The following is a 26,589-nucleotide window of genomic DNA, read 5'->3' on the forward strand; positions in this document are numbered from 1 at the left end:
ATGCTTCTCAAAAAACACATAACGAAATAATATAATTACTTTACTAAAAAATCAATCTATTTTAAAAATAAAAAAATAAAGTAAGTATAGTCACGAGAAATTTGAAATTTTTCCAATATAACACTATTCCGATAGAGTAAATTAATTTTATTGATAAACAAAAAAAACAACCATCTTCTATGATGGTTAGCTAGTAAACTATAAACTCAGCAATTCTTTTTTTCCTTCAGGAAGAATCATCGTCACGATTGTTCCAATACCTGGCTCACTCTTGTAAGAGACTTTTCCATTCATCGTTTCAATAATTCGTAGAGAAACTGAAGTTCCAAGACCTGTGCCCTTGTCTTTTGTTGTATAGAACAATGTACCAATCCTCGACAGTTGTTCAGCGGTCATTCCTTTGCCAGTGTCAACGATAAAAATATACGCCTGGTTTCCATTAGGTTTATAGGTGACTGATACTTTTCCACCTTCTGGGGTTGCTTCAATTGCATTTTTCACCAAATTAACGAGTGCCTGCTTTAACTGGTTTCGATCCGTCACAAGCAAAAAATCATTATGTTCTAATTTACTATCCAGCAGCACACCTTGTTTGGTAGCAAGAGGCTCTAAAAGCATCAGTACCTCGTTTAATACTTCAGCTAGCAAGAACTCCTCAATCTTTTCAAACTTCGGTTTCGCAAAATTTAGATAGTCATTAATGATTGATTCTGCACGTCCTAACTCATTTAAAACAAGTGTAAAATATTCATATTTTTTCCCCTTTTCTTCCTCCTTCATCAGTTGCAGGAATCCTTTTACAACCGTTAAAGGATTTCGAACTTCATGGGCGATAGATGCCGCGAGCTCACCAAGGGTATTTAGCTTTTCAGCTCTTTGAATTTCTTCCTTCATTCTTACTCGTTCAATCAATCCTTCATTCAGCTTTGCTGCAATCGCAATGGCGATCGTATTGATAATCCCAACGATTAAGATGTCCGGGATATTTAAATTAATCGTAATCGCTTCCCCTATTAAACTTTGATGTACGGTAAAGGAAAAGTAACAAACGAGTAAGGACCACCCGCCAATTAAGGTTGTGATTAGCACTCTCATATTCGGATTAAACCCCATAAATTTTCTCATTAAAAGGAACGGAATGGCTGATATAACCAAAGTATTGATCAGTCCATAAATAACTGTCTCCCCCCCTAATAACACACGCCCTGTTATTAGAGTCCCAAAGACCATCGCACCTACAATCGGTCCACCATAAAGAAAAGCTAATATGAGCGGGACGTACCGAAGGTCCCAGTTAAAACCATAGCTGGCATAGGTAAAAATCATACACGCAAGCGCCGCAGTACTTTGTAAAACACCGCAGATGATAGGTGAAGTAAATTTTCTTTTTTCTGAAAGGACACTGTAAAGCAGGACTGGTGATATCGTAATTAACATGTTCAAAAGGAGCTTTTCTGCCAACATTTTACTTCCCCCAAAATGTTTCCATTTAATATGATTAAAAAATACGACAAAAATTTTATATTTCCTTCAAATCCAAGAAAAATAAATATTTATCGCATTTTTCCTGTAAATTTGCCATAGTACACATAACATTTCCGGTCCTCATCGATTTCACGTGAATCCAAGGCAAACTCCCTAAATGCTCTTTCCTTTTGAATATAGATGAAATCAGAATGTAATGCGGTTACAATTTCTTCGTGTTCCCATACATCCTTACTCTCCAAAAGTATGGAACCTGTACCTGTCATTTCCCGTATTTCAAAGCCAATATGGGAGTAGGTCTTTTCTGAAGGGTCATTAGGATAACTTTCTTTTTTTACATATAAAACAGTTGTTCCATCTGGATCTAGAGCAGTTGCTGTTACCATATAAGTGTCTCTCTCTTTAACATAAAATTCACACGTCATTCTTGCTACCGCTTCACTGACAGAAATATTTGGATAGTTCCATAAAGCAGGGTAGTTTTTATATTCATCATCCAGACGATATTCCAGTCTCATCCTCAATCCCTCTTTCCTTTTCTTCAATATACCATTGTTTTCCTAAAATTTACTTTTATAATAAAAATATAACTCAAAAAAGGAGAGTGAGAAAGTGAAGAAAACCCAATGGCTTATAACCGGTGTTCTTACTTCTCTTATGGCCGGAACCTTAGCAGGCTGTGGGCAGGATTTACCACCGACTCCAGATGACCCAAGCTGCTCTGATTGGGATTGGGACGATGAACAAGGTGTCTGGCAGTGTGATGATACCACCTCGAGACATTATGGGCATTTTTTCTATGGAGGAATGTTTTATCGGAGTAAATCTGCTCTTTTAAACTCCTCTGCTTATAATTCTTATAAATCGTCCTCATCCTTTAAGGGCGGCTTTGGCAGTGGTTCAAAAGGTGGATTTGGGGGATAACCATGTCTACATACAAGGAGAAAAGATCAAATTTTTATTCTGAATTCCCCGCCTTTTGGTCTGATTTATATGGCGGAGAGTATAGTCTTTATCATGTTTTCCCTATAAAAGAACAAACTTTGCACAAGGTCCAGGAAGCGACAGAACGTCTAGGAAGGGTCTTCTTTAAAACGGCTAAACTCCTTCGAACCCTGCCTGATGACCAGCTGCTCGCACTCGGCTTTCCATCTGCATCCCTGCCCTTTTTAAAAGTAAAAGCATTGTTTCCCGAATCAGTGATTTCTAGGTTTGATTTTGCATTAACCGAACATGGTATTAAAATGCTTGAGTTTAATAGTGATACACCAACGTTTATCGTCGAGTGCTTTCAGATGAACGGCAGACTTTGCAGCGAATTTAATCTCCATAACCCAAATGAAGCACAAGAAATGATACTTGCTTCTGCAATTACAAAAGCTGTGCAGGAAGCATCGCGGGGAATACAGTCTCCAAATATCGTTTTCACAGCCCATGATGACCATATCGAGGACTGGAATACCACCCTATATTTAAGCGAATTATGTCAGATTGCCAATCAAATGCTTCCATTAACTAAGTTGAGAATTAGCAAAGATGCCTTATTGGACGCTAATGGTCGCCCCATTGACGTGTTATATCGTCAAACCTATCCGCTCGAGCATTTACTTGAGGACCGTGACCTAGAAACTGGTGAACCTGTTGGAATTGAGCTGCTGCAACTCGTAAAAGAAAGGAAGATTTCGGTTATTAATCCGCTCTCCGCCTTTCTCCTTCAGCCAAAATCGATTCAATGTTTAATCTGGGGTCTGGCTGTAGAAGGTGCATTTTATACGAGTGAAGAACAGCAGTGGATTTTCGAATACATGCTGCCTACATACCTTGAACCAGATACTTTTCTAGGTGAAAGCTCCTTTATTGAAAAACCTTCCTTCGGGAGAGAAGGGGACACGATTAAGCTCTTTGATCAAAATAATGAAATGGCTTTGCAGAATCCTTTTCAAACCTATAAGGATGAGCTGCCAGTCTATCAAGAGTATGTTCCCCTGCCAGCCATCACTCTTGAAACAGAAAAAGGTTTAGAGGAGTTATCCTATGTGATTGGATCATTTCTAATCGCGGGGAAACCAAGCAGTATTGGGATTCGTGCTGGTGACAAAATTACTGGTAATGACTCATATTTTTTACCAGTTGGCGTTAAGAAAAACTAGGGGCTTATAACGATTGTTTTAAAAGGAGGATTGGAATGATGATTAATTTCTTGATCTATTTGCTGGTTGCACTTGGTCTGCTACTAGTTGGATTGTTCTTAATGGAGGTAACGACGAAAGTAAAGGAATTCACTTTGATGGCGAAAGGGAATAAAGCAGCTAGCTATGTGCTTGGCGGAAGACTCTTGGGTCTTGCGATTGTACTCTATTCTTCGCTTGCCAATTCCATTTCACTAACGGATATGCTTCTATGGGGGTCAATTGGAATCCTGGCACAAATAATTGTATTTTACCTGGCAGAGCTTCTTACACCGAAGTTTAATGTCAACCAAAGTATTGAGGAGGATAACCAGGCAGTCGGAATCTTCCTCATGCTTTTATCTATCTCCATTGGGATTATTATAGCTGGCAGCATCACCTATTAAAGAAACGCATCATTTGATGCGTTTTTTCTATAGTTTCTTATAGGTATGCTTATCACAAATAACAAGCAGACTTGCTTCCTTCGGTATTGGTTCGTTTAACTTTTTAAGGATGTTTAGATCGCTTCGATCTGCGATTAATTGGGCCCCTTTACTTTTCAAGTCATCATACGCATGACCATATGTTTTCCACTCTTTTTTTACATCCACTTCCCAAAGGTCACTGCCTTCATCTTGTCTGCTTAACAATTGGGTAAAAAGGTGACTGGCTCCTTTTGTCTGGGCTGATTTAGCCATCAGATTGGAGACAGAGCCGTTTGATAAAATAAACTCATCAATTTTAACATGTTTAAAGTTTTCAACATGCTTTTCATTTAATATTTCAGCGATGGTATAAATATTTTGTTCAGTTCCCTCATCATATCTTTCAATAGAGGATGCTGTTAACAGTGTTTTTCCATCTGCTAAATCCGGATTACTAATACCATCTTCAGCAAATAACAGCACTGCCTTAGATTTTTCAATTCTAGCTTTACGTAAGGTCTCTACATCCGTAGGACTTCCTTGTATATAATGGAAGCGCTCGTGCTCATATGGGGTCTTTTCCTTGTCATCAATTAATACAATATCGGTAATAGAATCTGCCAATATCAGCTCTTTAATGGTATTTTTACTTTTAGCTGTCCAACCCATAATAACAAAATGATTTTCTCCTTTATAGGACAATTTCCCTTCCTCCTTCGCTCGTTTGTATTTCGTCACTGCATCAACAATCATTCCTATTACAAACCCAAAGAGACCAATCCCAAGGGTATAAACTACCAGCATCGCCCAAGTTCTTCCTGCAACGGTAACAGGAGAAACATCCCCATACCCAACCGTTGTCATGGTCGTCAACATCCACCAAATGGCTTGGAAAGTACTGTCAAAGGTCTCTGGTTCCAGCCATTTAATGATCTCCGCATTGATTAGAATATAGATAAGGGTGGTCAAAAATACGGTGCGATAACGATAGCGAGACACTGTTAAAAATATCTTGCGAAAAAAAATCATGCTGTAACTCCTTTCTACTCATGATTGAAAAATGGATTACCTTGAACAGGCACCCACAAATCTGATAGTTCAAGCTGCCCAGCTAAAGAGTAGAGTAAATCTTCTCTGCCTCGTGCCGCTATGAACTGAACACCTACCGGCAGTCCGTCACCAGTTAAATGCAGGGGTACCGTCATCGCAGGCTGTCCTGTTAAGTTTGCAAGTTGTGTGAACGGTGTTCTTTTTAGGTTATCCTCTGCTACCTGTTCAAAAATCCCTAATTTTTTTAATATTCCGCCAACCCCAAGAAGCCCGCAACCTGCATTAATCTCATCTCGGAGCTTTTCGGCTCAAGTTCGCCAATTTTCGCTGGCGGCATGGCAGTAGTTGGCGTTAAATAGAAATCATACGTTTCATGAAATTGTTCCATCACGATTGTTGCATGGTCCCATTCTCTAATACTAAGAACAAATTCCTCTGCTGAAGTTGCCCTCCCTACTAACCCAAGAATCCATGTAGTGGTTTCTACATCACTCATTTTCACTTTTCGTCCAAGGACGTCTTCAAGCGACGCTAATAATGCCGCTACCTCGCCGAAATACATCGTTAAGTAACTATGAGCAATTTTCTTTCCATCAATAGGAGGATCTTTTTCAACCTCATGTCCTAATGATTCTAAATATTTGGCTGTTATTATTACGGCCGCCTTGCATTCCTCATGTACTTCTGTTCCCAGAGGCGATTGAACGGTAAACGCAAGCGTTAACTTTTTATCAAGCGTTCTTTTTGTTTGCTCGAGATAGCTTCCCTTGTTTGGCTCAATGTCTCTGCTTTATCATATAATTTATGAATAACTGCGTTTAGTTTACAATTATGCTGTTCAATCGTTCTAATTGCATCTTTCAACACTTCTTTGGGTTGAACTTCTTTCTTTTTTATCAATTCAGCAAGTCCAAGACCATCAAAATGTTTATAATCGAACCCCTCCATTATTCACACCCTCTCCCTTACCTATTCTCTATTTACTTCTATTAAAGAAGCAGTTTTTCCTTTCCAATTACAATTCTTGACAAAATCGGTGTAATGGTTTAATATTACTAATTGTGCTTCAAAATTATGTAACTTGTTATAGATAGATGAAATAACGCAATGTAAGAATTATTTCTGGCATTCTGCTTATGTTTTAAAAGTAACACTTATTCACACTGGATCGGCTTAGGAGCCGTAAGGATGTAAGAGAGGTAGGGCTTACGTCGTTTAGGTATAAAACCATCAGGTGGAAGAGTAACCGCGGCAAATTGGTCTTTTAATACCATTTATTATAAATAAATTTTTACCTTGCGATGGATGAACAATTGAATTTAACAACCATTCACAAGTTACAATTTTAGAAAATCCTAACATAGGATTTAAAGAGCAAAAGAAGGCAGAGGATTGTTAATCCTCTGCCTTCGCCCAATTTTAGATCATTATGGCAGCTGCTTGATTCTAAGCCTTTCATGTCTCGCCTTTCGAATCAATTGATTAATTACCTCTGAAAAAACCAGACCAAAGGCGATTGAGCCTGATAGCATCGTTACTTTTGCACCCAAGGCAACCGCTGTATAATAATCACTCTCAACAAATTTCCTCATCGTATCATAGGCGAGCCCCCCAGGCACTAAGGGGATAATTCCAGCAACACTAAAAATTATCACAGGTGTTTTGTAAAATTTCGCTAGTTCTTGACTGACTACTCCGATAAAGATTGTGGCCCCAAGCGTGGCTATAATAGCATTACCTGTATAATCCTCTGTTACATAATAGATAAGCCAGCCTCCCATACCGACTAACCCGCACCGTATTAGCGTTTCCTTCGGAGCATTAAAAATGACACCAAAGGCAGCGGTAGCAACGAAACTAGTAATTAACTGTCCGAAAATATCCATCTTCCGCTCCTTTTAAATGATTGAAAATACCACCGCAATACCTGAGCCAATCGCAAAGGCCGTCAAAATTGCTTCAGCACCTTTTGATAATCCTGAAACCAGATGCCCTGCCATCAAATCCCTAACTGCATTTGTCACTAGCAATCCAGGCACGAGCGACATTACTGAGCCTATTATGATCTTATCCAACTGATTTCCTAATCCAACGTTTATAAAGGTCAGTGAGACCAGCCCAATGATGAACGACGCCAAAAACTCAGAAAAAAACTTGATTTGGATAAATCGATGGAGATATAAAAATCCCGCATACCCAATTCCTCCCGTAATCAAAGCTGGAATGAAATCAGCCCACTCACCATTGAACATGATCATAAAACAGCCACTTGCTAGTGATGCTGCCGCCACTTGAAGTTTGAAGGAGTAGGTTACATTTTTAGATTCTAGTTCTTTTAAAAGCTTTAGCGCCTCTTCTAATTGGAGTTCCCCACTCGTGATTCTCCGCGAGATACTGTTCACCATGTCTACCTTTTTTAAATCAGTTGAACGAGTCGATATTCTGATTAATTTTGTTTTCGTTGGTTCACTGCCTTCTGCGGAGAAAATAATGCCTGTCGGGGTTACATAACTATGAGTGCTTTCAATTCCAAACGCTGCAGCAATCCTCATCATTGTATCCTCGACACGATAGGTTTCCCCACCGCTTTGAAGCATGATTTTTCCGGCTAGCAAGCAAACCTCCATAATGTCGTATGTGTCCGACCGTGTTACTTCATTTTCCATCTAACTCTCACCACTACAATCATTCTCTTATAATTCCCTAAGTGTAAAGAAAAACCAAATTTTAATCAACAAAAAGACGCCTTTTGTAAAGGCGCCCTTGGAGATGATTAGTTCTCCTATCCGCAACTAAATCCAGCTTTCCGCAACTAATTCCAGCTATCCGCTACTAAAGTCCGGCTATCCGCTACTAAAACCAGCTTTCCGCAACTAAAGTCCGGCTATCCGCTACTAAAGTCCGGCTATCCGCTACTAACTCCAGCTTTCCGCTACTAAATTCAATGTTATTTTTGTTTGTAATAGGTAATCGCCAAGGCAAAGGCGAGGACAGTTCCTTTCACAATATCCATCGCGTAATACGGAACAGACATCATGACGAGACCATTCGCGAGGATTCCTATTAGGACGGCACCGATAAAGGTTCCGAAGGCATTTGGCTTTCCAGCCCCTAGCACAGAAAAACCAATAAAGGCAGCGGCAACTGAATCCATTAAGTATGGAGCACCAGAGTTTATTTCTGCTGTCATAACTCTTGACGCCAGTACCATTCCGCCAATTGAGGCGAATAGAGCGGAGAGCAGGTAGGCTGCCACTTTATATTTATTGACAGGGATTCCCGAAAGTCTTGCTGCCTCTTTATTCCCACCAATAACATACATGTATCTGCCATGTTTCGTATAAGTTAAGAAAATATGAACAAGAACAACAATCACAATCATAATGAGGATGATCCACGGAACCTCTCCAATTTTGGAAAAAAACGGACTAATTAAACCTTCAGCCATCGACCCATCAGCCATCACCATATTTTGTGAAACAGTTGCCCCTTTTGTATAAGTTAATGCTATCCCTTGAATGATAAACATGGTGGCAAGCGTCATTAACATATCAGGAATTTTCATTTTTATAATCATAAATGAATTTAACGCTCCGACGATTAATGATGCAGCAATCGCAGCAATGATCGCAACCAAGGTATTCTGTGAAAACCAAACAAACATCGAGATGACAATTGCATTTGATAGCGATGCGACTGAGCCTACTGAAAGGTCGAATCCATTGACCGATAACGAGATGGTAATCCCAATAGCAATAATGGTGACAATCGAGATAGATCTTAGGATATTAATGATATTATTGCCCTGAATAAAAGCAGGATTTGCCGCTGAAAAAATGATGATAAGGGCAACAATCGTGATGATCGTTCCATATTTATATAGGAATTGAAAAAAATCAAATTTCGGGGTCTGATTCTTCGCTGATAGATTTGTCTCCATTTTACCTGCCCCCTGCTGAATAATATAATAATTCTTCTTCACTCGAATTCTTCGTTTCTAATTCTTTAACAGACCGGCCATCATATAAAACATAGACACGATCGGTAATTCCGATAATTTCGGAAAGCTCTGAGCTAGCATAAATAATTGCCTTTCCTCGATTGGCTAATTCAACAATCAAGTCAAAAATATCCTTTTTCGCCCCGACGTCTACCCCCTTTGTCGGTTCATCGAAGATATATACCTCCGCTTCCGCTACCAGCCATTTACCAATAGCTACCTTTTGCTGGTTTCCTCCTGATAAATTCTGAACCTTCGTTTCCTCAGAAGGAGTCTTAATTCCCAACCTCTTGATTAAATCTTTTGCCGCATCCTTTTCTTTTTTACGATCTAAAAAGCTCAACACTTTTGAAAAACGACCTAGATTGGCTGCTGATAGATTGGATTCAACTGATTCTAGTACTAGAATCCCTTCCTTCCTCCGTTCTTCAGGTACTAAAGCCATTCCGCTTTTCACGGCATCATACGGACTTTTCAAGGTTAAGGTTTTCCCATTCAACACCACTGCACCGCTGGCTAACTTACCCTCAGCTCCAAATAACGCTTTGCACAATTCCGTTTTACCAGCTCCGACTAGTCCTGCAATCCCGACAATCTCACCTGATTTAACATGAAGTGATAAATCTTTAATTTTTTCTTTATCCGAAAGTCCCTTTACCTCAAGGACGTTATTTCCAAGTTCATTATTTTTTACCGGAAACTGTTCTTCTAGCTTTTGTCCCAGCATGTGTTCAACAACTTTGTTTGGTGTGGTCGCAGAAATACTTTCCCTTACTACCAATTCACCATTTCTCATTATAGTAATCTCATTACACACCTCAAAGATTTCCGGAAGACGGTGTGAGATAAAGATAATCCCTACATTTTGCTTCTTTAATTCTTGAACAATCCGAAACAGTTCTGTTGTTTCCGTATGACTTAGCGGTGCAGTTGGTTCATCTAAGATTAGAAATTTACATTGCTTAGAAATCGCCCGAGCGATTAAAATCATTTGTTTTTCAGCAAGCGTCAGGTCACTGACAAGTTTCTTCGTGGAAACATGGACATTCATTTCTTCTAGTATGGCAGCAGCTTTTTCATGTAGAAGCTTCCATTTCATCCATTGCCTTTTACCCATATTGTGAACTGTATCCATCAGCATGATATTTTCGCCGACAGTTAAGTATGGAATGAGCGCTGTATCAACTTCTTGATATACAATTTGAATTCCAGTATCCATTGCATCTTTGGGAGAACGGATATTTAGGTTCTGTCCATCCATCATAATCTCACCGGTGTAATGATCATAAGCTCCTGAAAGGACCTTCATTAACGTAGATTTCCCCGCACCATTTGCCCCGATCAACGCATGTATATTCCCTGTTTGCATTGAGAAATCGACCTTATTCAATGCTTGTACACCCGGAAACTCAATTGAGATATTCTTCATTTCTAATGTTGTCATGATGGATTCATCCCCTATCTAAATGAAAGATTCTCTTCCTCTCATGAGAAAGAGAATGCTCCACTATCTTTATCCCGCATTAACGGGCAGTAATACCCCCACCTCAAGGTTAAGTGTGCAAACAAGACTTTTGGTGGGGGATAACTGCCCGTAAAAGCCCGATAAGTTCAACTAACCATCCGTGGAGGATGAAGCCCCTCCGCTGATGGCAGTTTCACTTTATTTCTTATAGTGATCCTTTAGCTTCTTCATCCAATCTTCTTCAAATGCATCAGATTGTCCCCAGCCAGCAATGATTTCAGCTAGATTCACCATGTTAACTGGTTCTTTTGATTTCTGTAAACCTTCTTGAGAGATTAAAGATGCTTCTAGGTCATAGGTTTGTGGTGTTTCTTCCTCTGCAAATTTCTTCGCTAGTAGTCTCATATTTACCGCACCGATTAACTTAGGGTCAACCGCGGCTGTATACTTCCACGCACTGCCTTCACGCTGGATTTCTTGTAAGTCTGCATTAGAAACATCAATTCCATAAATTTTCACTTCTTCACGGCCAGCTTCTTTTAGTGCACGAGCGGCGCCGATTGCAAATGCATCCCATGTCGCAAAGATCGCATCAAGCTCACCCTTTGGATACTTATTAAGCATCGCAGCTACTGCATTTTGTGTTTGTACACTTGTATCCGCTGCTGCTACACCAAAACGCTCCACTTCCTTCAAGCCAGGGTTTTTCGAGAGTACATCTTGGTATACTTTGTTACGTCTAACCATTGGAGGGAACCCATCAACCCAAAGGTATGCAATATTAGCTTCACCATTTGTATCTTTTACTAATTGTTCAAGTGCAAGGGTTGCTAATGCTTCATCATCCTGGGAAGTTAGTGTAACTCCTTCTACAGTAGTCAAATTTGCATTTGAGTCGAACGCTACGACACTTTTACCTGCTTCCACAATTTCCTTCACATCGTTAACAGTTGCGTCATCGTCACCGTGTGAAATGATAAATCCATCATAACCCTGGTTTAATGCTTGATTGATTGCATCGTGGAATTTCGCTGTATCTCCATTTGCTGTAAATACATCTACTTTAAAACCTAATTCTTCCCCTTCTTGCTTAGCACCAGCTAGGAACTGGGCCGTATGATCATCTCCGCCGATTTTACGAATAACTTTAATTTTTAGCTGATCCCCTTCTGCAAATCGTTCAGGTACCCCTTCAATCTTTGTGCTTCCACTTGGTTGTTTTGTTTCTCCACCAGATGCACAGCCGGTCAGTAGAAGTGTTGCTGCTATTGCTGAAACAATTGTGCTCTTTAATAGATTCTTTTTCACGTTAAGCTCCCCCTTGTTTGTTATGTACGAACGATCTTACCAATCGAGGACAGAGAGTAAAAAACAAAAAAACCTCTCCAGAAAAGAGAGGTTTCATCACAAATTTTGGGACTACTCCTCTCTTATCTCTCAAAACAATTTCTTGTTTTGCAGGATTTAGCACCAATTCCTAACGGAACGGTTGCTGGGCGTCATCGGGCCAGTCCCTCTGCCACTCTTGATAAGAGAACGTATTATTCATTTAGCGTTGTAAAGCGATAAACTAAATTTAATCTCCTATTAACAATTTGTCAATAGTGTTTTCTAAATATTTTCATTTTTCCACTATAACGATCCTGCTCTTTCGAGGTTTATTGGCTTATTTTAACAAATGACTCACTCGGAGATGGCCAAACGATAAGGCACCAATGGCGATGCAGGGGGAGGTTTTAGGCTATAATACTAGTTTAAGGTTTCTCGGAAACATAATCGGCCCAATGTTAGGGGGATTTATTTCCGGTTACCTTGGATTCTCGGCTGTTTTTATCAGTACTAGTGCCCTTCTAATCATAAGCGGAGTGATCTTATTAATCGCCATGCAACGCCATCCAAAACTTCTGAAATATACGGTTTTAAAAAAGCAGGCACACCTGCTTTTTTATTTGCTTATTTTGTTTTGCAATTGCTTAAAGTCCGTTTCACGATAATAGCTATTTTTCACCAATATATTAGGTCCAAGGCACGAAACAGCAGGACAATGACAACTTAATTCCTTTGAAACTGCTGAGTTTTGCCAATTTTGAAAGGCGTCTTCCAATTTGGTTGAATGGATATGACCGAGGGGGAGTGTATCGCCAAAATCGGTGACAATAATGTCGCCATTAAAAATATTTACATTCAGACGTGAACGTCCATCAGGGTCATTCCTGACAGTTACATTATTGCTTTGATAGAGCCTTTTCAGCAGTTCCAAGTCCTCTGGATTGCTGCTGCATGCATAAAAAGGCAATGTTCCAAACAGCATCCATACCTTTTCATCACGAATATCAAGCAAGTTTTGAATCGCCTTCCTAATTTCATCTAATGTCAATGATTCTAAACTGCTGGCCCAATCGCTAGGATACATTGGGTGCACCTCATGACGCTGGCAGAGCATTTCATCTACAATCTGCCGGTGGATATTTTCTAAATGAGGTACTGTTCGCTTGTTAAGCATCGTTTCAGCAGAAACCATTACCCCTGCTTTCACCAGTTCCCTGCTGTTTTCTATCATTCTAAGAAAATACGTTTCCCGCTGAGAATAATCTGGTTTTCTTTCCATCCTTGCAAAACCGCCCTCAACAAAATCATCTACAGTGCCCCAATTATGCGAAATATGTAAAACATCTAAATAAGGAATGATGGGTTCGTAACGCTCTAAATCAAGTGTTAAATTTGAGTTTAGTTGCGTACGGACTCCCCGTTCATGCGCATATTTTAAAATTGGAACAACATAGTTTTTAACGGATGACCTCGAAAGCATCGGTTCTCCGCCAGTGATGCTTAGTGAACGGAGCATTGGAATTTCCTCTAATCGCTGCAGCAGTAAATCAATAGGTAGTGCAACTGGGTCTTTTGTCTGCAGTGTATAACCTACTGCACAATGTTCACAGCGCATATTACATAGAGTAGTAGTGGTGAACTCAATATTAGTTAGCCGGGGCTTTCCGTATTGTTCTATATCTAAATAGGCTTCCCATGGGTCAAATTCTGGGGTTATTTTTTTCATCGATTTCTTTGTAACTCCTTTAAGTCAGTTATAAAAACCATTCCATTATAGCTGAAAGAATGAATCTTAGTCATGTATATTTGAAAAAAACTATGAACACTGTGTCGTTAATTATTCTAAAAGTTGGAAATCTCTGTACATAAATGGTTATTTTTTTTAAGATACTAAAGAGATGATAAATGATATCAGTGGATGGTGAATGTGATTATGGAAATGCAACCCTTAAGAGAGGTTGAAAAATTAGCTCTAAAGAAAGTAAAAGTCTTTAGACAAAGTCTATTAAGATATATTTTAAGAGCGATGCTTGCAAGTATGTATATTGGTTTTGGCGTCATCGTTGCTTTTAAAACAGGAAATTATTTTTATATGGAGCATTCTCCGTTAACCTATCCCATGGCAGCCCTCACCTTTGGTGCAGCAATTATCTTGATTGCCTACGGTGGTGGTGATTTATTTACAGGTAATACCTTCTATTACACTTACGCTGCACTGCGCAAAAAGCTTAAATGGCTGGAGGTAACGAAACTATGGATTAGCAGCTATATCGGCAATATTTTGGGTGCAGCGGTCTTTGCCTTCTTAATCTTTACAACTGGCCTATTCGAAGATTCTTCGGTAAATGGTTTTTTACTAAATGTCGTTGAAAAGAAAATGCATGTCCCGACGATGGAATTGTTTTTCCGAGCAATTCTATGTAATTGGCTTGTCTGCTTGGCATTCTTCATTCCGATGAGCTTAAAAGGTGATGGTCCAAAAATGTTCTCGATGATTCTGTTTGTTTTCTGCTTTTTCATTTCAGGATATGAACATAGTATTGCAAATATGTGTACCTTCGCTATAGCCTTAGTTGTGAATCATCCTGGAACCATTTCTTGGGCGGGCGTAGTCCATAACCTAATACCGGTTACTATCGGTAATCTAATCGGCGGTGGATTGCTCATGGCATGGATGTATTATTTTGTTAACAAACCGTTTTTGGATGAGTACGAGCAAGAATAATGTAAGGCCTCATGACATACGTGAGGCCTTTTTGTTGAGATTGAATCGACATATTCCCGGGAAATATCAACAAAGTTATACGGCAGTCGACAATTATTAAGAATAGTCTAATAACTATTTTTTTTACTCAAAAAATATAGATACCCTTTAATCATAAAATAGCTGACTTCCTCTGGAAGTAACTCCTTAATTGGCTTTAAACGATCACGGCCTGCTTCCTCCACCGCTTTTTGCAATAAAGGCATGTATTCACTAGGTATGAGACTTGAGAAATTAACCTCCATCCCCTGCTGGGCACATTGAATGAGGTGGCTTTCAACCGTGCTGACAGCTAGTTCCCGTTTTTCTGCTATTTCCTTGATGGATAAGTTCTCATGGTGTAACTTGTGCGTTTCTAGATGTGAATCCGTTACGGTTTTTTTGACAGCCTTTTTTTGGGGAACTGTCGATGCCCCTCCTACAGGCTCACGGTCAGGATGGACTTCACAAAATGATCGGATTGCTTGAATAAATTCAAGTCCATATTTTTGCAATTTGTGCTCTCCTACTCCACTCACTTGTAAGAACTCCTCATTTGTTTTTGGAAGCTTGGCACACATATCTTTTAGGGCAGCATCTGAAAAAATAACGAATGGAGGTACGTTTGCTGCTTCAGCTATTTGCCTTCTTACTTCACGAAGGGTTTCGAACAATGGATCGTCCTTCGCAATTTCCTTAACCTTAACAGATTCTCTTCGATGAACCTGTTCTTTTCCTAGTAAAACCTCTTTTCCTTTTGGGGAAACATAGAGTGTAGGAAATTGCCCTTGTTCAATCGCAATTAACTCCTGTGATATTAAGAATTCAATGAAATCGCCTACCTCTTTTGCACCTTGATTCTTCATAATTCCATAGGTGGTTAGCTTGTCAAAACCCATCTCCGTTACTTTTTTATTTCGCGAACCTGTTAAGACTTGTGCAGTTAATGTTTTTCCAAAGCGCTGTCCCATCCGAATCATGCAAGACAACACCATTTGCGTTTCCTTTGTCACATCGATACTCGTTCTTGAATCCAAGCAATTGCCGCAGTGTCCGCATGGTTCTGTCTCTGTTTCACCAAAATATTTTAAAATATATTCCTGCAGGCAGTCCTCCGTATGGCAGTAATCGGTCATCTGCTGTAGTTTTTCTAGTTCCTGCGTAATCCTGCTCCTGTCATGTGATTGATCAATTAAAAATCGCTGAATCTGTACATCCTGTGAAGAATGGAGCAGAATACATTCACTCTCAAGCCCATCACGTCCAGCACGGCCCGCTTCCTGATAATAGCTCTCCATATTTTTGGGCTGCTGAAAATGAAAAACATAGCGGATATTCGATTTATCAATTCCCATCCCAAAAGCGGAGGTGGCAACCATGACCGATGCTTCATCCTTTAAAAAACGGTCTTGTTCTCGTGTGCGGTCGTTTTCTCCCATTCCGGCATGATAGCGGGCAGCATTGATCTTTTCTTTCCTCAGTCTCTCATAAAGCAGGTCAACATTTTTCCTAGTGGCCGCGTATATAATTCCAGCTTCTTTATTATTTTTTCTTATATAATCTAGTAAAAAAGGAAGTCTGTCCTGCCCCTTTATCACCGAAAAAGATAGGTTTTCCCGTTCAAATCCTGTTACGATTGAATTTTCTTCATCAATTTCGAGTGTTTCTGTAATATCTTCACGTACCCTTGGAGTAGCTGTTGCTGTTAGAGCTAGCACAATTGGCCGCTGCGGGAGGTTTTTCACCATTTGTTGAATATGTCGGTAGCTTGGACGAAAATCATGTCCCCACTGTGAGATACAATGTGCTTCATCGACGGCAACTAATGGAATGTCCATCTGTCTTAAGTCCTCGATGAATTCACGTGATTCTAGTCTTTCAGGTGCAACATAAAGAAGCTTGTACTCTCCCTGCTTCGCTTCCCACATCCTGTCTGCTGCTTCATTGTAACTTAATGAACTGTTAATAAAGGTGGCTGAAATTCCTGCCTGAATGAGGGCATCTACCTGATCTTTCATGAGTGAGATTAGGGGTGAGATGACGATGGTTGTACCCGGGAGCACAAGTGCGGGGATTTGATAGCAAATCGATTTCCCTCCGCCAGTAGGCATGACACAGATGGTATTTTCCCCATTCAGTACAGATTTGATGGCCTGTTCTTGACCGTTTCGAAAGGAAGAATAGCCAAAATGTGATTGTAAAAATTGCTGCGCTTTTTCAAACAAACGAGTCACTCCTCTCCATAGAGTTATATCTTATATCATTATAACTTATTATTCACTTTGGATGAATGGAGTTTTTGGCAGGTTATTGTGTTTACACTTGGAACCTGTTGCTCACTCGTGTTACTAAGGGTAAGACTTTGAACAGGTTTTCACCTTACCTTCGAGATTCCTGCTTCCACGGTAAAAACTAGTCTCAAGTTTTTACCGTACTCCACTTTTCACACGTGTACGGGCAAAACTATAACTCAGTTTTTACCTTGACTCCACTTATCCTGCTTCCGCGGGAAGAACGATTCCCTAGTTTTTACCGTACACCCGCTTTTTCAGCCGAGAACGGGCAAAACTTCCCCTAAGATGCCTGCCTATAAAAAAAGCTGCCGATACATGCTCGGCAGCCTTTCTTTATCATCCTTGTGTAAACAATTCTTCTAGCTGTTTACGCAGGACGAATTTTTGAATTTTTCCACTTGCATTTCGCGGCAGTGCTTCACAGAAAATATACTTCCGTGGACGCTTGTATCGAGCTAAACTATCTCCGTTTAAAATATACTCATCTAAATCCTGCTCGGTGATATTTGAATTTTTCTTAACGACAAATGCGGTTACCGTTTCACCCCAACGGTCATCAGGCTGACCGACTACGGCTACATCAAGAACTCCTTCATGAGCATGGAGAACATCCTCCACCTCGCGAGGATATATATTTTCACCGCCGCTGATAATCATGTCATCTACACGGTCATTTACAAAGAGGAATCCATCTTCATCAAGATATCCGATATCTCCTGAGTGGTACCAGCCTTTGTACAATGCTTTTTCTGTTGCTTCTTCGCGGTTAAAATAACCGACAAGCATCGAAGGGCCTCTAACAATAATTTCACCGGTTTCACCCGCTGGCACAACATCCTCTGGATCTGATGGTCCATCCTCTCTAGTACGGACAATCCGGATTTCGTGGTTTAATGCTGCCTGCCCCGCAGAACCCACTTTTCTAAGCTGATCATGCTCAGACAAGAAGGTGATGGCTGGCCCCATTTCTGTCATACCGTACGCTTGGATTAATGCAATACCAAATTTATCATTTAGGGCATGCACAAGTGCTGGTGCCATCGGAGCAGCACCATACAACCCAAGCTTTAAACTTGATGTATCATACTTGCTTAAATCTTCTTGCAATAGCATATTCCACATAGTTGGCGCTGCAAACATTTTCGTGATTTTTTCTTGTTCAATCAGCTGAAGAATCACTTTAGGATTGAACTGATGTAAAATAACATTTCTCGCTCCTACATGGACTCTCGCTAGGAATGCACAATGCAGCTCCGCACAATGGAACATTGGAGCCGTTACAAGTCCCACATCCTCCGTTTCAAGTTTCCCAGCCGCTATACATAGAATGCTTTGGTCCACCATATTACGGTGAGTGTGCATTACTCCTTTTGGTCGGCCGGTGGTCCCACTAGTATAAATAAACGCATACAGGTCATTTTCTTGAACATCAGCTTTGACATCATCGGTCGAGGAAGCAGCGAGTTTTTCTTGATAGCTAGCAGCATAGACGGGAGTGTCTTCATCAATGAACCAGAAGGAAGTTGAATCAAAGCGATTTTCAATCGCAGCAATAACAGGCTCTAATGCTTTTTCAAAAAGCACTACCTTTGGGGCTGCATCTGATAAAATGAAGGCCACTTCCTCAGGCATTAATCGGAAGTTAATTGGGTTAAAAATAGCACCAATTTTTGAACAAGCAAAAAAGGCAGTCCCTAATTCTTCTGTATTAAACATGAAGGTGGAAACACGATCTCCCTTTTTAATGCCTTCTTTCAAAAGGGCATTTGCCAATCGATTTACCTGCTCGCTCCACTCTTTATACGTTAAGCGTAGATTTTTCCTCACATCGTAAATAGCTTCCTTGTTTGGATTCTTACTCACCGTTAAATCAAAGATTTGCCCAATTGTAATCGTCATCAAAACTCCTCCTTATTTTTTTCTACCTATAATCCAAGATTCTTCGCAATAATCGTCTTCATGATTTCGTTAGTGCCGGCGTAAATACTAGAAACTTGAATATCGCGGAATCTTCTCGCAATCTCGTATTCTTCCATATAACCGTAGCCGCCATGCAGCTGCATACATTCTCCAGCAACACGCTTGGCAGTATCCGTTAATTTCCACTTTGCCATCGAGACCTTCGTTACCACATTTTGACCATCGATATGCTCTGCTATTAATTGATCTAAGAACGCTCTCCCCATCTCAACTTCGGTGGACATTTCAGCGATTTTAAATTGGGTGTTTTGAAATTGACTAATTGATTTTCCAAAGGCTTCACGGCTTTTCACATATTCTATCGTATCTTTCAGCATAACTTCTGCTGCCGTCTGCGCTGCGATCGCGACTACAAGGCGTTCCTGCTGTAATTTGTCCATCATATAGAGAAAGCCTTTGCCTTCCTCACCTAACAGGTTTTCCTTTGGAACTCTACAATCCTCAAAGATTAGTTCAGCTGTATCCTGGCAATGTAACCCTACTTTGTTAAGCTTCCTCCCACGTGAAAACCCTGGGGTATCTCGTTCCACAAGCAGTAAACTAACACCTTTATGCTTCGGTACTGCGTTAGGGTCGGTTTTACAGGCCACCAAAATAAGGTCTGACTGAATCCCATTGGTTATAAACGTCTTTTGTCCATTCAAGACATAATGGTCGCCATCAAGCCTGGCGGTCGTTTTAATATTTGCCAAATCAGAGCCTGTTCCTGGTTCTGTCATAGCTATGGCAGAGATTAGTTCACCCGTCACACAACGAGGCAACCACCTTTTTTTTTGTTCCTCCGTGCCGAAAGATCCTATGTATGGTACAACTATGTCGCTATGCAGGCCAATCCCAACTAATCCTGATCCTACTCGTTCTAACTCTTCGTTAATGACCACTGAAAAGCCCCAATCAACACCAAGACCTCCATAGTCCTCTTCCACATCCGGGCATAAAAACCCTTGCTCACCCATTTTCGTCCACAACGAACGCGGAATTAGCCGATCCTCTTCCCATTGTTCATAAAAGGGATAGGCAGCATTTTCTAAAAACTTTCTTAGTGATCTTCGAAAAATTTCATGCTCATCGTTTAAATAAGGATGTTTCATCAGTAACGCTCCTTTTTAAGATGTAAACGCTTACTAAATTATTGTAACAAAGTCATAGAATTTTTAGAATATTTTACTATAGTTTAATCCTGTTTATCGTTCTACTTAATTCTACATTCGCAGGTGAAATTTAGGGGAAACTGACGTATTTTATAGTAACTCTAATTCGTGTCTAGAATCCTTTAAATAGGGCCAGGACCAGTTAATAATGTGGTCCTGACCTACTAATGGATGGTTCTTTCTTGTGTGATCATTCGCTTTTTTCTTATTTCTAGCATGGTGAGCACTAGTGATAATAGTAAAAAGCCACTAGCTATTCGAAAGATGGATCCTGTATCAAGAAATAATGCCATTGCACCAAAAATCAAGCCCCCGACGCCGATCCCTAGATCGATTGACGAAAAGTACATACCATTCGCAACACCTCTGCGGTTTTCTGGTGTAAGCGATAAAGTCCATGACTGCAGTGTTGGCAGTAAACATCCGAACCCCACCCCAAACAACATACCCGATATCACAACTAACAGATTCGAATGGGCAAAAGAAAGAACCCACATTCCCGCAATCGTGGCTAGAGTACAAAATAGAACAAGTCCAAGAGGTCCCTTCTCATCAAACCATTTTCCAGCTATTGGTCTAGAAATAGACGATAGAATGGCATTAAAGATATAGAAAAGAAAGATTTGATCAATTCCACGCTCCTGGCCAAAAATGACGATAAAGGTGGCAACTGCTCCATAACCTAGACAAATGGTAAAAGTAATAAAGGACGGATACCAGCTAGACTTTTCAAATAAAGAATCGACATATGAGAATGTTAAGCTTTCCTTCTTTGTTTTTAGGACAACATCAGGGGTCCGATAACCAACAACTCCTAGTAAAATGACCGAAGTAACACCTAGGATTGCTGAAATAATAATAAGATTCGTGAAAGAGGTTATATTGAATAGAAAGATTCCAAGACTTGGTGCAATAATCATACCAATTGTAATGGAAAGTCCGAAGTAACCCATTCCTTCACCAAGACGTGAAAAAGGAATAACATCTACCGCTGCGGTCCCGTTAGCCGTTGTTGACCATCCCCATGCAAGGCCATGGATGAATCGAATCAGCAGGAAGATGAAAACAATTTGGGATATAGGATAAAGTATAGTAATCACTAAGAGCAAAACTGCTCCCATTAATACTAGTGCCTTCCTCTCCTTATATGAAAGCAAGAAGCCAATAAACGGACGGCTAATCACCGCACCAACTGAAAATAAAGCAGTCACTAGCCCAATTTCTAAACCTGATGCGCCAATTGACTGAATGTATGGGGGCAAGGTTGGAATCAGCATTTGAAAGGACATAAATAAGAACAAATTCCCCACCATTAGCATGATAAACGACTTAGACCACAATTGATCTTTCACTGTTAACTCCTCCCCCAAAAACAAATCCGCCAGTTAAATCATTTTATTTCGACTCTCTAAAGATTAGCACAGCAAGGGTAAAATTGAAATGATATCGTGATCTTATAAAGAATTAGTTATTTTTTTAAAAAATTCCGTTATCATTAAGATACAAAATCATTCACTGGGGGTTCTATATGAATACGCGTAAACTTGTCGTTACCCAAACTATCCATCAAGATCAGCTTGATCAAATACAAGAGATTATTCCAGATTGGAAAATCATTGCTGGTAAAGACAAAGCAGTTTGGGAAGAACATTTACAATCCGCCGAGGTAATCGCTGGCTGGAAGAAAGAAATCAAAGAAAAATGCCTGCAAACAGACTCTCAGCTCAAGTGGCTGCAGACCTGGAGTGCAGGTGTCGACAGCCTGCCACTGGATTCATTCGAAGCTCGAAACATTGCAGTTACAAGTGCAAATGGTGTGCATAGCTATCCGATTTCAGAAACCATCTTCGCCTTAATGCTGGGGTTAACAAGGAAAATCCATACATATGTTAGAAATCAACAAGCGAAGGTTTGGCATCACGGGAATATGAATCTTGAATTACACGAAAAGACAATAGCGATTATTGGTGTTGGCGCAATTGGGAAGGAAGTTGCACGGCTGGCAAAAGCCTTTAGGATGAAGGTAATCGGAGTACGCCATTCAGGAAAACCAGAGGAATTTGTAGATGAAATGTATACAACCGAAGATCTTACTATTGTTTTAAGTAGTAGTGATTATGTGATCATAACCCTGCCGCTGACAAAGGAAACAAATCGACTTTTTGGTGCAGATCAATTCAATGAAATGAAACCATCAGCATTTTTGATCAATATTGGCCGCGGTGAAATCGTCGTTGAAGAGGATCTGATAAACGCACTGCAGACAGGGAAAATTGCTGGAGCAGGCCTGGATGTCTTTGAAAAAGAGCCGCTAGATGAGAAAAGTCCATTATGGGAAATAGACAACGTGATTATCACTCCTCACACCTCAGGGTCGACAGAGCATTATAATAAACGGGTAATTGAAGATATCCTAATCCCTAACCTAAAAAACTATGTATCCGGAACAAACCCTAGTATTAATCTTGTTGATTTCTCAAAGGGGTACTGATGGTAGATTTTTGCTGAACTCTATTTTCAAAAAATAATAAACCAAAAACGAAGATGCTTTAACATCTTCGTTTTTTTCAATTTATTAAATTGTTTCTACACCTTTCCCTGCTATGGTCATCCATTCAAATTGACGAAGTCTTACTTCGAACAGGGTCAAAGGATCGCGGAACATTTCAGGATTGGTATTCATCGTTTTTAGAATTTCTTTCTTTGTGGTAATCTCTGTACGAGCTTCATCTACTGCTTTATTAAGCTCCCCAAGCGGCTGCCTAAAGAACAAGGCAATATCCCGCTCTAAGGATTTCTCAAAGAGTTCAAATTGCTGGAAGAATTGCCGGATCACTTCCGCTGTTGTTTCAGAATAAGCCTCATTTTGGACAAATGATTTATATTTATTATAGATTGGTGCTTTATTTTGCGATAACGCACCAAAAAGTTTACCTGCACTTTTCAGTAAAAATTGTGAAGGTGTATTTCGAAGTAAGATATTGACTTCACCTAATTGAAAGCGACTTGTCATTCGGTCGGTATCACGGCGCCAATCATCGAGCACCTTAAAGTCACAACTTGGCTTTAACCGCTCTGCTCCATATAAGGTGTTGAAGCCTTCTGCCATCTCATTTAGGAAACCTTGACTTTCCACAAACTCCTCTTTAGAGTTTGCTATCCAATTCTCAAGTGAGGAAAAATACTTTGGCATTGCTTCATTCTCTAAATAATCTTGAATTCTTCGGTTCATCTCTAAGTTAAGTTCCAAATGAATGCTGGTGTAATTACTATCCTCCGTAATGAGTTCTGAGCAGTCCTGAAGCATCTTAGGTACGGCCATAGAAATGTCTCCCTGAATGGTTTCCTTGATTGATTGGTATGACCTAGTGATGGATCTTATTGTTTGTACCTCTGTATCCTTTAACTGATTCACAGCCCCATTTAACTTCATCAATAAATCTTCATTCCATCTAACAGACTCAATTAACTGATTTTCAACATCAATTCTTTTTTGCAGTAAGCTTGTAATCGTTGTTCGAATCAGATATAAAAGTTTGGCTAACCGTTTATCTGCGAGATTTCTCGTATTTTTTATTGAATGGACAAATTCCTTTAATTCAACTAATTGCTGCCCGCTTTCATACTGTGAGGAGAATGCAAATACTTTTGCATCCGGTAAATAGGTGTGGATCCGTGAACTAGTTTCATTAAATATTCTAACTGCCTCCTGCTCATTGACAATCGTATCCATTTTATTCAGAAGAAAATGAACAGGAATATCCGGTGCTAATTCGTTAATAGTAGAAAGAGTCGAGCGTTCTTTATCCGTAAAAGGTGCATTTGCATCTAAAATAAACAGAATCGTATCAGCAACCTGAAGATACTGCAGTACTTCATAACGGTCATGGTGCGTCCCTTTTAATCCTGGAGTATCAATAAGTGCGATACTTTGCTCGTATAAAAATGGAATTGGCTGTTGAAATTCGAGAATAGAATCCAATGCGTTCCGCCGGCGATCCATCCGTTCTTGGAACTGTGTAAAATCTTCGAGTTGAATTGTCTCATGATCACTTATTTCATAGAAATTCTCATTTTCCGTGTCCTTGAAAACAACAACAGACGATGTAGGGCAGTCCTGTACTTCTTCTCCGAGTATCGAATTTATAAAAGTAGACTTTCCGTTACCGCTTAAACCAGTAACCAATAGGTGATTTGTTTCAAAATTAGTTAACTGCTGAACCATCCATTTTAATCGGTTATTTTCTCCCATCTCTTGGTCTTTTGCCCAATGCAGAATACTTTCAAATAGATCTAAGCACTCTTCAAACTCATCCATGTTATGCTCTGTCTGGGCGAGGATATTTTCCGCCTCACTGACGATTGATAAACTAATACTAGCTGGAAAAAGCTCATTCCAGGATAAAACAGCAGCCGCTGCCAGCACTCTTTGCTTTGGTGAGGCCAAGCGAACCCAGTTTGTTAAAAGGTCTGGAATCACATTATCCAGCTTTTTTATCAAGAAGGTGCCGTTTATTAATAAGAAATAGGTTTCTTTATGGAGAATGGATAATTCCGGAAAACTCCGATTACTGTTCATATCTAAATGTAATAGAAGATGATTAAGCTCATTTAACCAGGTAAAATAACCTTCTTCATTTTGGTAGCTATGCCATAGCGAAACGGATAGTTGTTCGAACTTGTTTTCATCAATCGTAAACAATTCATATAATGCCTGCGAGAAATAGTTGGGTGCTAAATGATTTGTGACACCTTTTTCTACATAATAATTGACTGTTTGATACCATTCTAGTGATTCTGTCCGTTTTGCCTCATTTAAAGCCAAATCTATGGCATCATCCCAGGCTTCGTGCTCCTCAAAAAACTCCCGTCCCATGCTAGTAACATTTGGATAATCCGGATTTGATAAGATTATTTTTTTGATCGTTGCAGTTGCCTCTGCTAGTTTGCCGCGCTTTATATAAAGAGAAAATAACTGCAATGCAATTTCCGTTTTTAACGTGAGATGATTAGTCTTAATTTCAAGATATAAATCCTCGGCGTTAGAGTATAGACCAGTTTCATAATATGCGTCTGCAATATTTTTCCTAGCCCATGGCTCGAGTTCATTAGAAACATTTTCCCATTTAAAAATGGCCGTTTCATAATCCCTGTTATGAAAATATACTTCTCCTTGGGCAAAGCGAATCGATGAGACGTTATGTTCGTCCTTATCCAGTTCCTCCTGATAGGCATCCCCAAGAACACGAACGGGATGAACCTGTTCGTAATCATTTATATAGTTCTGATAATACGTTTTATTAATTAATTGACTCTCTATTGTCATGTCTGTCCCTCCAGTTACCACCACTTCTATGTCATCATATGGAAAAGAGGCAGAATTATTCTTTATACCATTCGAGCGGTGCACCCTTTTTAAGTCCTAATTATATGATTCTACCAAACCATTTTTGTAAGTAGATTTCAGAATTATTTCAATTTGAATACAAAACCCTATCTTATTCGATAACATTAATTTATTCCCTTAAGTGCTAATGGGCTTTTGCCCACACTCTCCGCCATGATCCACATAGTCTATATAGTATTAAAAATAAAGGAGAGTTGCCCATGTATCCTTATGGCTTTCAGCAAGTTTCATCCTCTCAATATGATTATACTCCATATGACCAATATCTAGTTCAAAACCACTTTGACCCTGATCGACAACCGCCACAGCTCGAGCGAAGAGTTAGTCAATTAGAAAGACAAAATCAACAACAGGAGAGACAAATTGACCAGCTTCAACGTGATGTTAACCAGCTTCAACGACGCATACAGCGAATTAACCAGCGTCTTCGTCAAGTCGAAAGACGATTCAACTTTCCATTTACACCATATGATGGAGAATATTAACCCATTCAAACCGAGCTGCCTAGCTCGGTTTTTTCTGTTTTAAGTTAGGTAATTTTACAGAGTATTAAAAATCTTGTCAGTGTTTCTGACACAATCACTGACAAACTTAAAAAATTCAGATAACTTTTACAGTAAACCTACCAGAAAGGAAGATGGGAATGTATAAGGCTAATGAGATTAAACTTGCAGAGAAAATCTTGCAACTAGATAAGCAAAGAGACGCATTGTATGAGGAGTTAGCGAGAACACTTGGTCCGAGTGCGTTCGAGCTTTTAAGAATGATGCAAAATAGGGTCAGTTAATTTAGGAGGGGAGTTAAAATGGCAAATCAATTGCGAAAAGGGGTAGAAACACTTAAACTATTCTACATTAATAAATTATTAAATTCTGATAATTATAAAGTGTCCTACCATGAGTTGAACACACTTACCTTAAGCGAACTGGAAAATCTATATAGAAAGGTCTTCATTCCCAAAAAGAACAGCTAACAACTTCAACTATTTTTCTTCCCTATAATCTAATTAGACTAACCATATCAATGTAAGTAAAACTAACATATATTAATATATCAAACAATCACGATAGAGTGTGGTGAAAACAAACA

General features: G+C 39.7%; 25 protein-coding genes, 1 pseudogene and 1 riboswitch. Of the genes and pseudogenes, 9 read left to right on the forward strand and 17 right to left on the reverse strand.

What is annotated here, in order from left to right; translation table 11 throughout:
- Positions 1-198: 198 nt before the first annotated feature.
- Positions 199-1,464, reverse strand: coding sequence for an ATP-binding protein (locus BTR25_RS08230; protein ID WP_075687589.1), 1,266 nt, complete (start codon positions 1,462-1,464; stop codon positions 199-201).
- Positions 1,465-1,553: 89 nt separating this feature from the next.
- Positions 1,554-2,003 carry a hypothetical protein gene (locus tag BTR25_RS08235; protein WP_075687590.1) on the reverse strand — a complete coding sequence of 150 codons (450 nt, stop codon included), beginning with the start codon at positions 2,001-2,003 and terminating at the stop codon, positions 1,554-1,556.
- A gap of 94 nt (positions 2,004-2,097) precedes the next feature.
- Here BTR25_RS08235 and BTR25_RS08240 point away from each other — a divergent pair, with 94 nt between their 5' ends.
- The 3 genes from BTR25_RS08240 to BTR25_RS08250 are packed head-to-tail and all read left to right on the forward strand — an operon-like array spanning position 2,098 to position 4,060.
- Positions 2,098-2,409: a hypothetical protein gene (locus BTR25_RS08240; RefSeq protein ID WP_075687591.1), complete on the forward strand. Its 312-nt coding sequence runs from the start codon at positions 2,098-2,100 to the stop codon at positions 2,407-2,409.
- Positions 2,410-2,411: 2 nt separating this feature from the next.
- Entirely contained in the window at positions 2,412-3,635 is a 1,224-nt protein-coding gene (locus BTR25_RS08245; RefSeq protein WP_075687592.1) for a glutathionylspermidine synthase family protein, read from the forward strand.
- A 38-nt stretch (positions 3,636-3,673) separates the two neighbouring features.
- Positions 3,674-4,060 (forward strand): DUF350 domain-containing protein, encoded by a 387-nt coding sequence (locus BTR25_RS08250; RefSeq protein ID WP_075687593.1) that lies wholly within the window; start codon positions 3,674-3,676, stop codon positions 4,058-4,060.
- 27 nt (positions 4,061-4,087) lie between these two features.
- Here BTR25_RS08250 and BTR25_RS08255 read toward each other — a convergent pair whose 3' ends face one another.
- From BTR25_RS08255 to BTR25_RS08295, 9 genes are all read right to left on the reverse strand, one after another.
- Entirely contained in the window at positions 4,088-5,110 is a 1,023-nt protein-coding gene (locus BTR25_RS08255) for a potassium channel family protein (protein WP_075687594.1), read from the reverse strand.
- A gap of 14 nt (positions 5,111-5,124) precedes the next feature.
- The gene (locus BTR25_RS28070; protein WP_254842655.1) at positions 5,125-5,286 is read right to left on the reverse strand and encodes a hypothetical protein; all 162 of its coding nucleotides are present in this window, start codon (positions 5,284-5,286) and stop codon (positions 5,125-5,127) included.
- Between the two features lie 89 nt (positions 5,287-5,375).
- Positions 5,376-5,912 carry an amidase family protein gene (locus tag BTR25_RS28075; RefSeq protein WP_254842664.1) on the reverse strand — a complete coding sequence of 179 codons (537 nt, stop codon included), beginning with the start codon at positions 5,910-5,912 and terminating at the stop codon, positions 5,376-5,378.
- Positions 5,852-6,079, reverse strand: a complete 228-nt coding sequence (locus BTR25_RS28080; protein ID WP_075687596.1) for a hypothetical protein — start codon at positions 6,077-6,079, stop codon at positions 5,852-5,854. The genes BTR25_RS28075 and BTR25_RS28080 overlap by 61 nt, the downstream gene beginning before the upstream one ends.
- A gap of 479 nt (positions 6,080-6,558) precedes the next feature.
- Positions 6,559-7,017: a threonine/serine exporter family protein gene (locus BTR25_RS08275; RefSeq protein WP_075687597.1), complete on the reverse strand. Its 459-nt coding sequence runs from the start codon at positions 7,015-7,017 to the stop codon at positions 6,559-6,561.
- A gap of 12 nt (positions 7,018-7,029) precedes the next feature.
- Positions 7,030-7,797: a threonine/serine exporter family protein gene (locus BTR25_RS08280; RefSeq protein ID WP_075687598.1), complete on the reverse strand. Its 768-nt coding sequence runs from the start codon at positions 7,795-7,797 to the stop codon at positions 7,030-7,032.
- 281 nt (positions 7,798-8,078) lie between these two features.
- Positions 8,079-9,071 (reverse strand): ABC transporter permease, encoded by a 993-nt coding sequence (locus BTR25_RS08285; RefSeq protein WP_075687599.1) that lies wholly within the window; start codon positions 9,069-9,071, stop codon positions 8,079-8,081.
- A 1-nt stretch (position 9,072) separates the two neighbouring features.
- Positions 9,073-10,575, reverse strand: a complete 1,503-nt coding sequence (locus BTR25_RS08290) for a sugar ABC transporter ATP-binding protein (RefSeq protein WP_254842656.1) — start codon at positions 10,573-10,575, stop codon at positions 9,073-9,075.
- Between the two features lie 219 nt (positions 10,576-10,794).
- Positions 10,795-11,904 carry a sugar ABC transporter substrate-binding protein gene (locus BTR25_RS08295; protein WP_075687600.1) on the reverse strand — a complete coding sequence of 370 codons (1,110 nt, stop codon included), beginning with the start codon at positions 11,902-11,904 and terminating at the stop codon, positions 10,795-10,797.
- Between the two features lie 119 nt (positions 11,905-12,023).
- Positions 12,024-12,131, reverse strand: a riboswitch (SAM riboswitch).
- 171 nt (positions 12,132-12,302) lie between these two features.
- Here BTR25_RS08295 and BTR25_RS28085 point away from each other — a divergent pair.
- Positions 12,303-12,590 (forward strand): annotated as a pseudogene (locus BTR25_RS28085) (MFS transporter); the annotation flags it as partial.
- Here BTR25_RS28085 and yfkAB read toward each other — a convergent pair.
- Positions 12,542-13,651 carry a radical SAM/CxCxxxxC motif protein YfkAB gene (gene yfkAB / locus BTR25_RS08305; protein ID WP_075687601.1) on the reverse strand — a complete coding sequence of 370 codons (1,110 nt, stop codon included), beginning with the start codon at positions 13,649-13,651 and terminating at the stop codon, positions 12,542-12,544. The pseudogene BTR25_RS28085 and the gene yfkAB sit on opposite strands and share 49 nt — an antisense overlap.
- Before the next feature lie 207 nt (positions 13,652-13,858).
- On the opposite strand from yfkAB, the gene BTR25_RS08310 reads away from it, so the two are divergent.
- Positions 13,859-14,650, forward strand: coding sequence for a formate/nitrite transporter family protein (locus BTR25_RS08310; RefSeq protein WP_075687602.1), 792 nt, complete (start codon positions 13,859-13,861; stop codon positions 14,648-14,650).
- A gap of 107 nt (positions 14,651-14,757) precedes the next feature.
- Here the strand turns inward: BTR25_RS08310 and recQ are convergent, their stop codons facing one another.
- From recQ to BTR25_RS08330, 4 genes are all read right to left on the reverse strand, one after another.
- On the reverse strand, positions 14,758-16,893 hold the full coding sequence (gene recQ, locus BTR25_RS08315) for a DNA helicase RecQ (protein ID WP_075687603.1): 2,136 nt from the start codon (positions 16,891-16,893) through the stop codon (positions 14,758-14,760).
- Positions 16,894-17,298: 405 nt separating this feature from the next.
- Entirely contained in the window at positions 17,299-18,861 is a 1,563-nt protein-coding gene (locus tag BTR25_RS08320; RefSeq protein ID WP_075687604.1) for a fatty acid--CoA ligase, read from the reverse strand.
- 26 nt (positions 18,862-18,887) lie between these two features.
- Positions 18,888-20,033: an acyl-CoA dehydrogenase family protein gene (locus BTR25_RS08325; RefSeq protein ID WP_075687605.1), complete on the reverse strand. Its 1,146-nt coding sequence runs from the start codon at positions 20,031-20,033 to the stop codon at positions 18,888-18,890.
- A gap of 224 nt (positions 20,034-20,257) precedes the next feature.
- Positions 20,258-21,445, reverse strand: coding sequence for an MFS transporter (locus BTR25_RS08330; protein ID WP_075687606.1), 1,188 nt, complete (start codon positions 21,443-21,445; stop codon positions 20,258-20,260).
- 176 nt (positions 21,446-21,621) lie between these two features.
- On the opposite strand from BTR25_RS08330, the gene BTR25_RS08335 reads away from it, so the two are divergent.
- Positions 21,622-22,584 (forward strand): D-2-hydroxyacid dehydrogenase, encoded by a 963-nt coding sequence (locus tag BTR25_RS08335; RefSeq protein WP_075687607.1) that lies wholly within the window; start codon positions 21,622-21,624, stop codon positions 22,582-22,584.
- 84 nt (positions 22,585-22,668) lie between these two features.
- On the opposite strand, the gene BTR25_RS08340 is transcribed toward BTR25_RS08335, so the two are convergent.
- Positions 22,669-25,419, reverse strand: coding sequence for a dynamin family protein (locus tag BTR25_RS08340; RefSeq protein WP_075687608.1), 2,751 nt, complete (start codon positions 25,417-25,419; stop codon positions 22,669-22,671).
- Between the two features lie 281 nt (positions 25,420-25,700).
- Between BTR25_RS08340 and BTR25_RS08345 the strand changes: the two genes are divergently transcribed.
- The 3 genes from BTR25_RS08345 to BTR25_RS26830 all read left to right on the forward strand — a co-directional run bounded on the left by BTR25_RS08345 (position 25,701) and on the right by BTR25_RS26830 (position 26,473).
- Positions 25,701-25,985 (forward strand): hypothetical protein, encoded by a 285-nt coding sequence (locus tag BTR25_RS08345; protein WP_075687609.1) that lies wholly within the window; start codon positions 25,701-25,703, stop codon positions 25,983-25,985.
- A 158-nt stretch (positions 25,986-26,143) separates the two neighbouring features.
- Complete coding sequence (locus BTR25_RS27495) at positions 26,144-26,287, forward strand: hypothetical protein (protein WP_175596731.1); 144 nt, start codon at positions 26,144-26,146, stop codon at positions 26,285-26,287.
- A gap of 18 nt (positions 26,288-26,305) precedes the next feature.
- A complete protein-coding gene (locus tag BTR25_RS26830) occupies positions 26,306-26,473 on the forward strand; it encodes a Fur-regulated basic protein FbpA (protein ID WP_083652297.1) in 168 nt (55 codons plus the stop codon).
- Positions 26,474-26,589 lie beyond the last annotated feature (116 nt).

The sequence above is a fragment of the Bacillus sp. MRMR6 genome, from assembly GCF_001940785.1.
Lineage (GTDB): Bacteria > Bacillota > Bacilli > Bacillales > Cytobacillaceae > Neobacillus.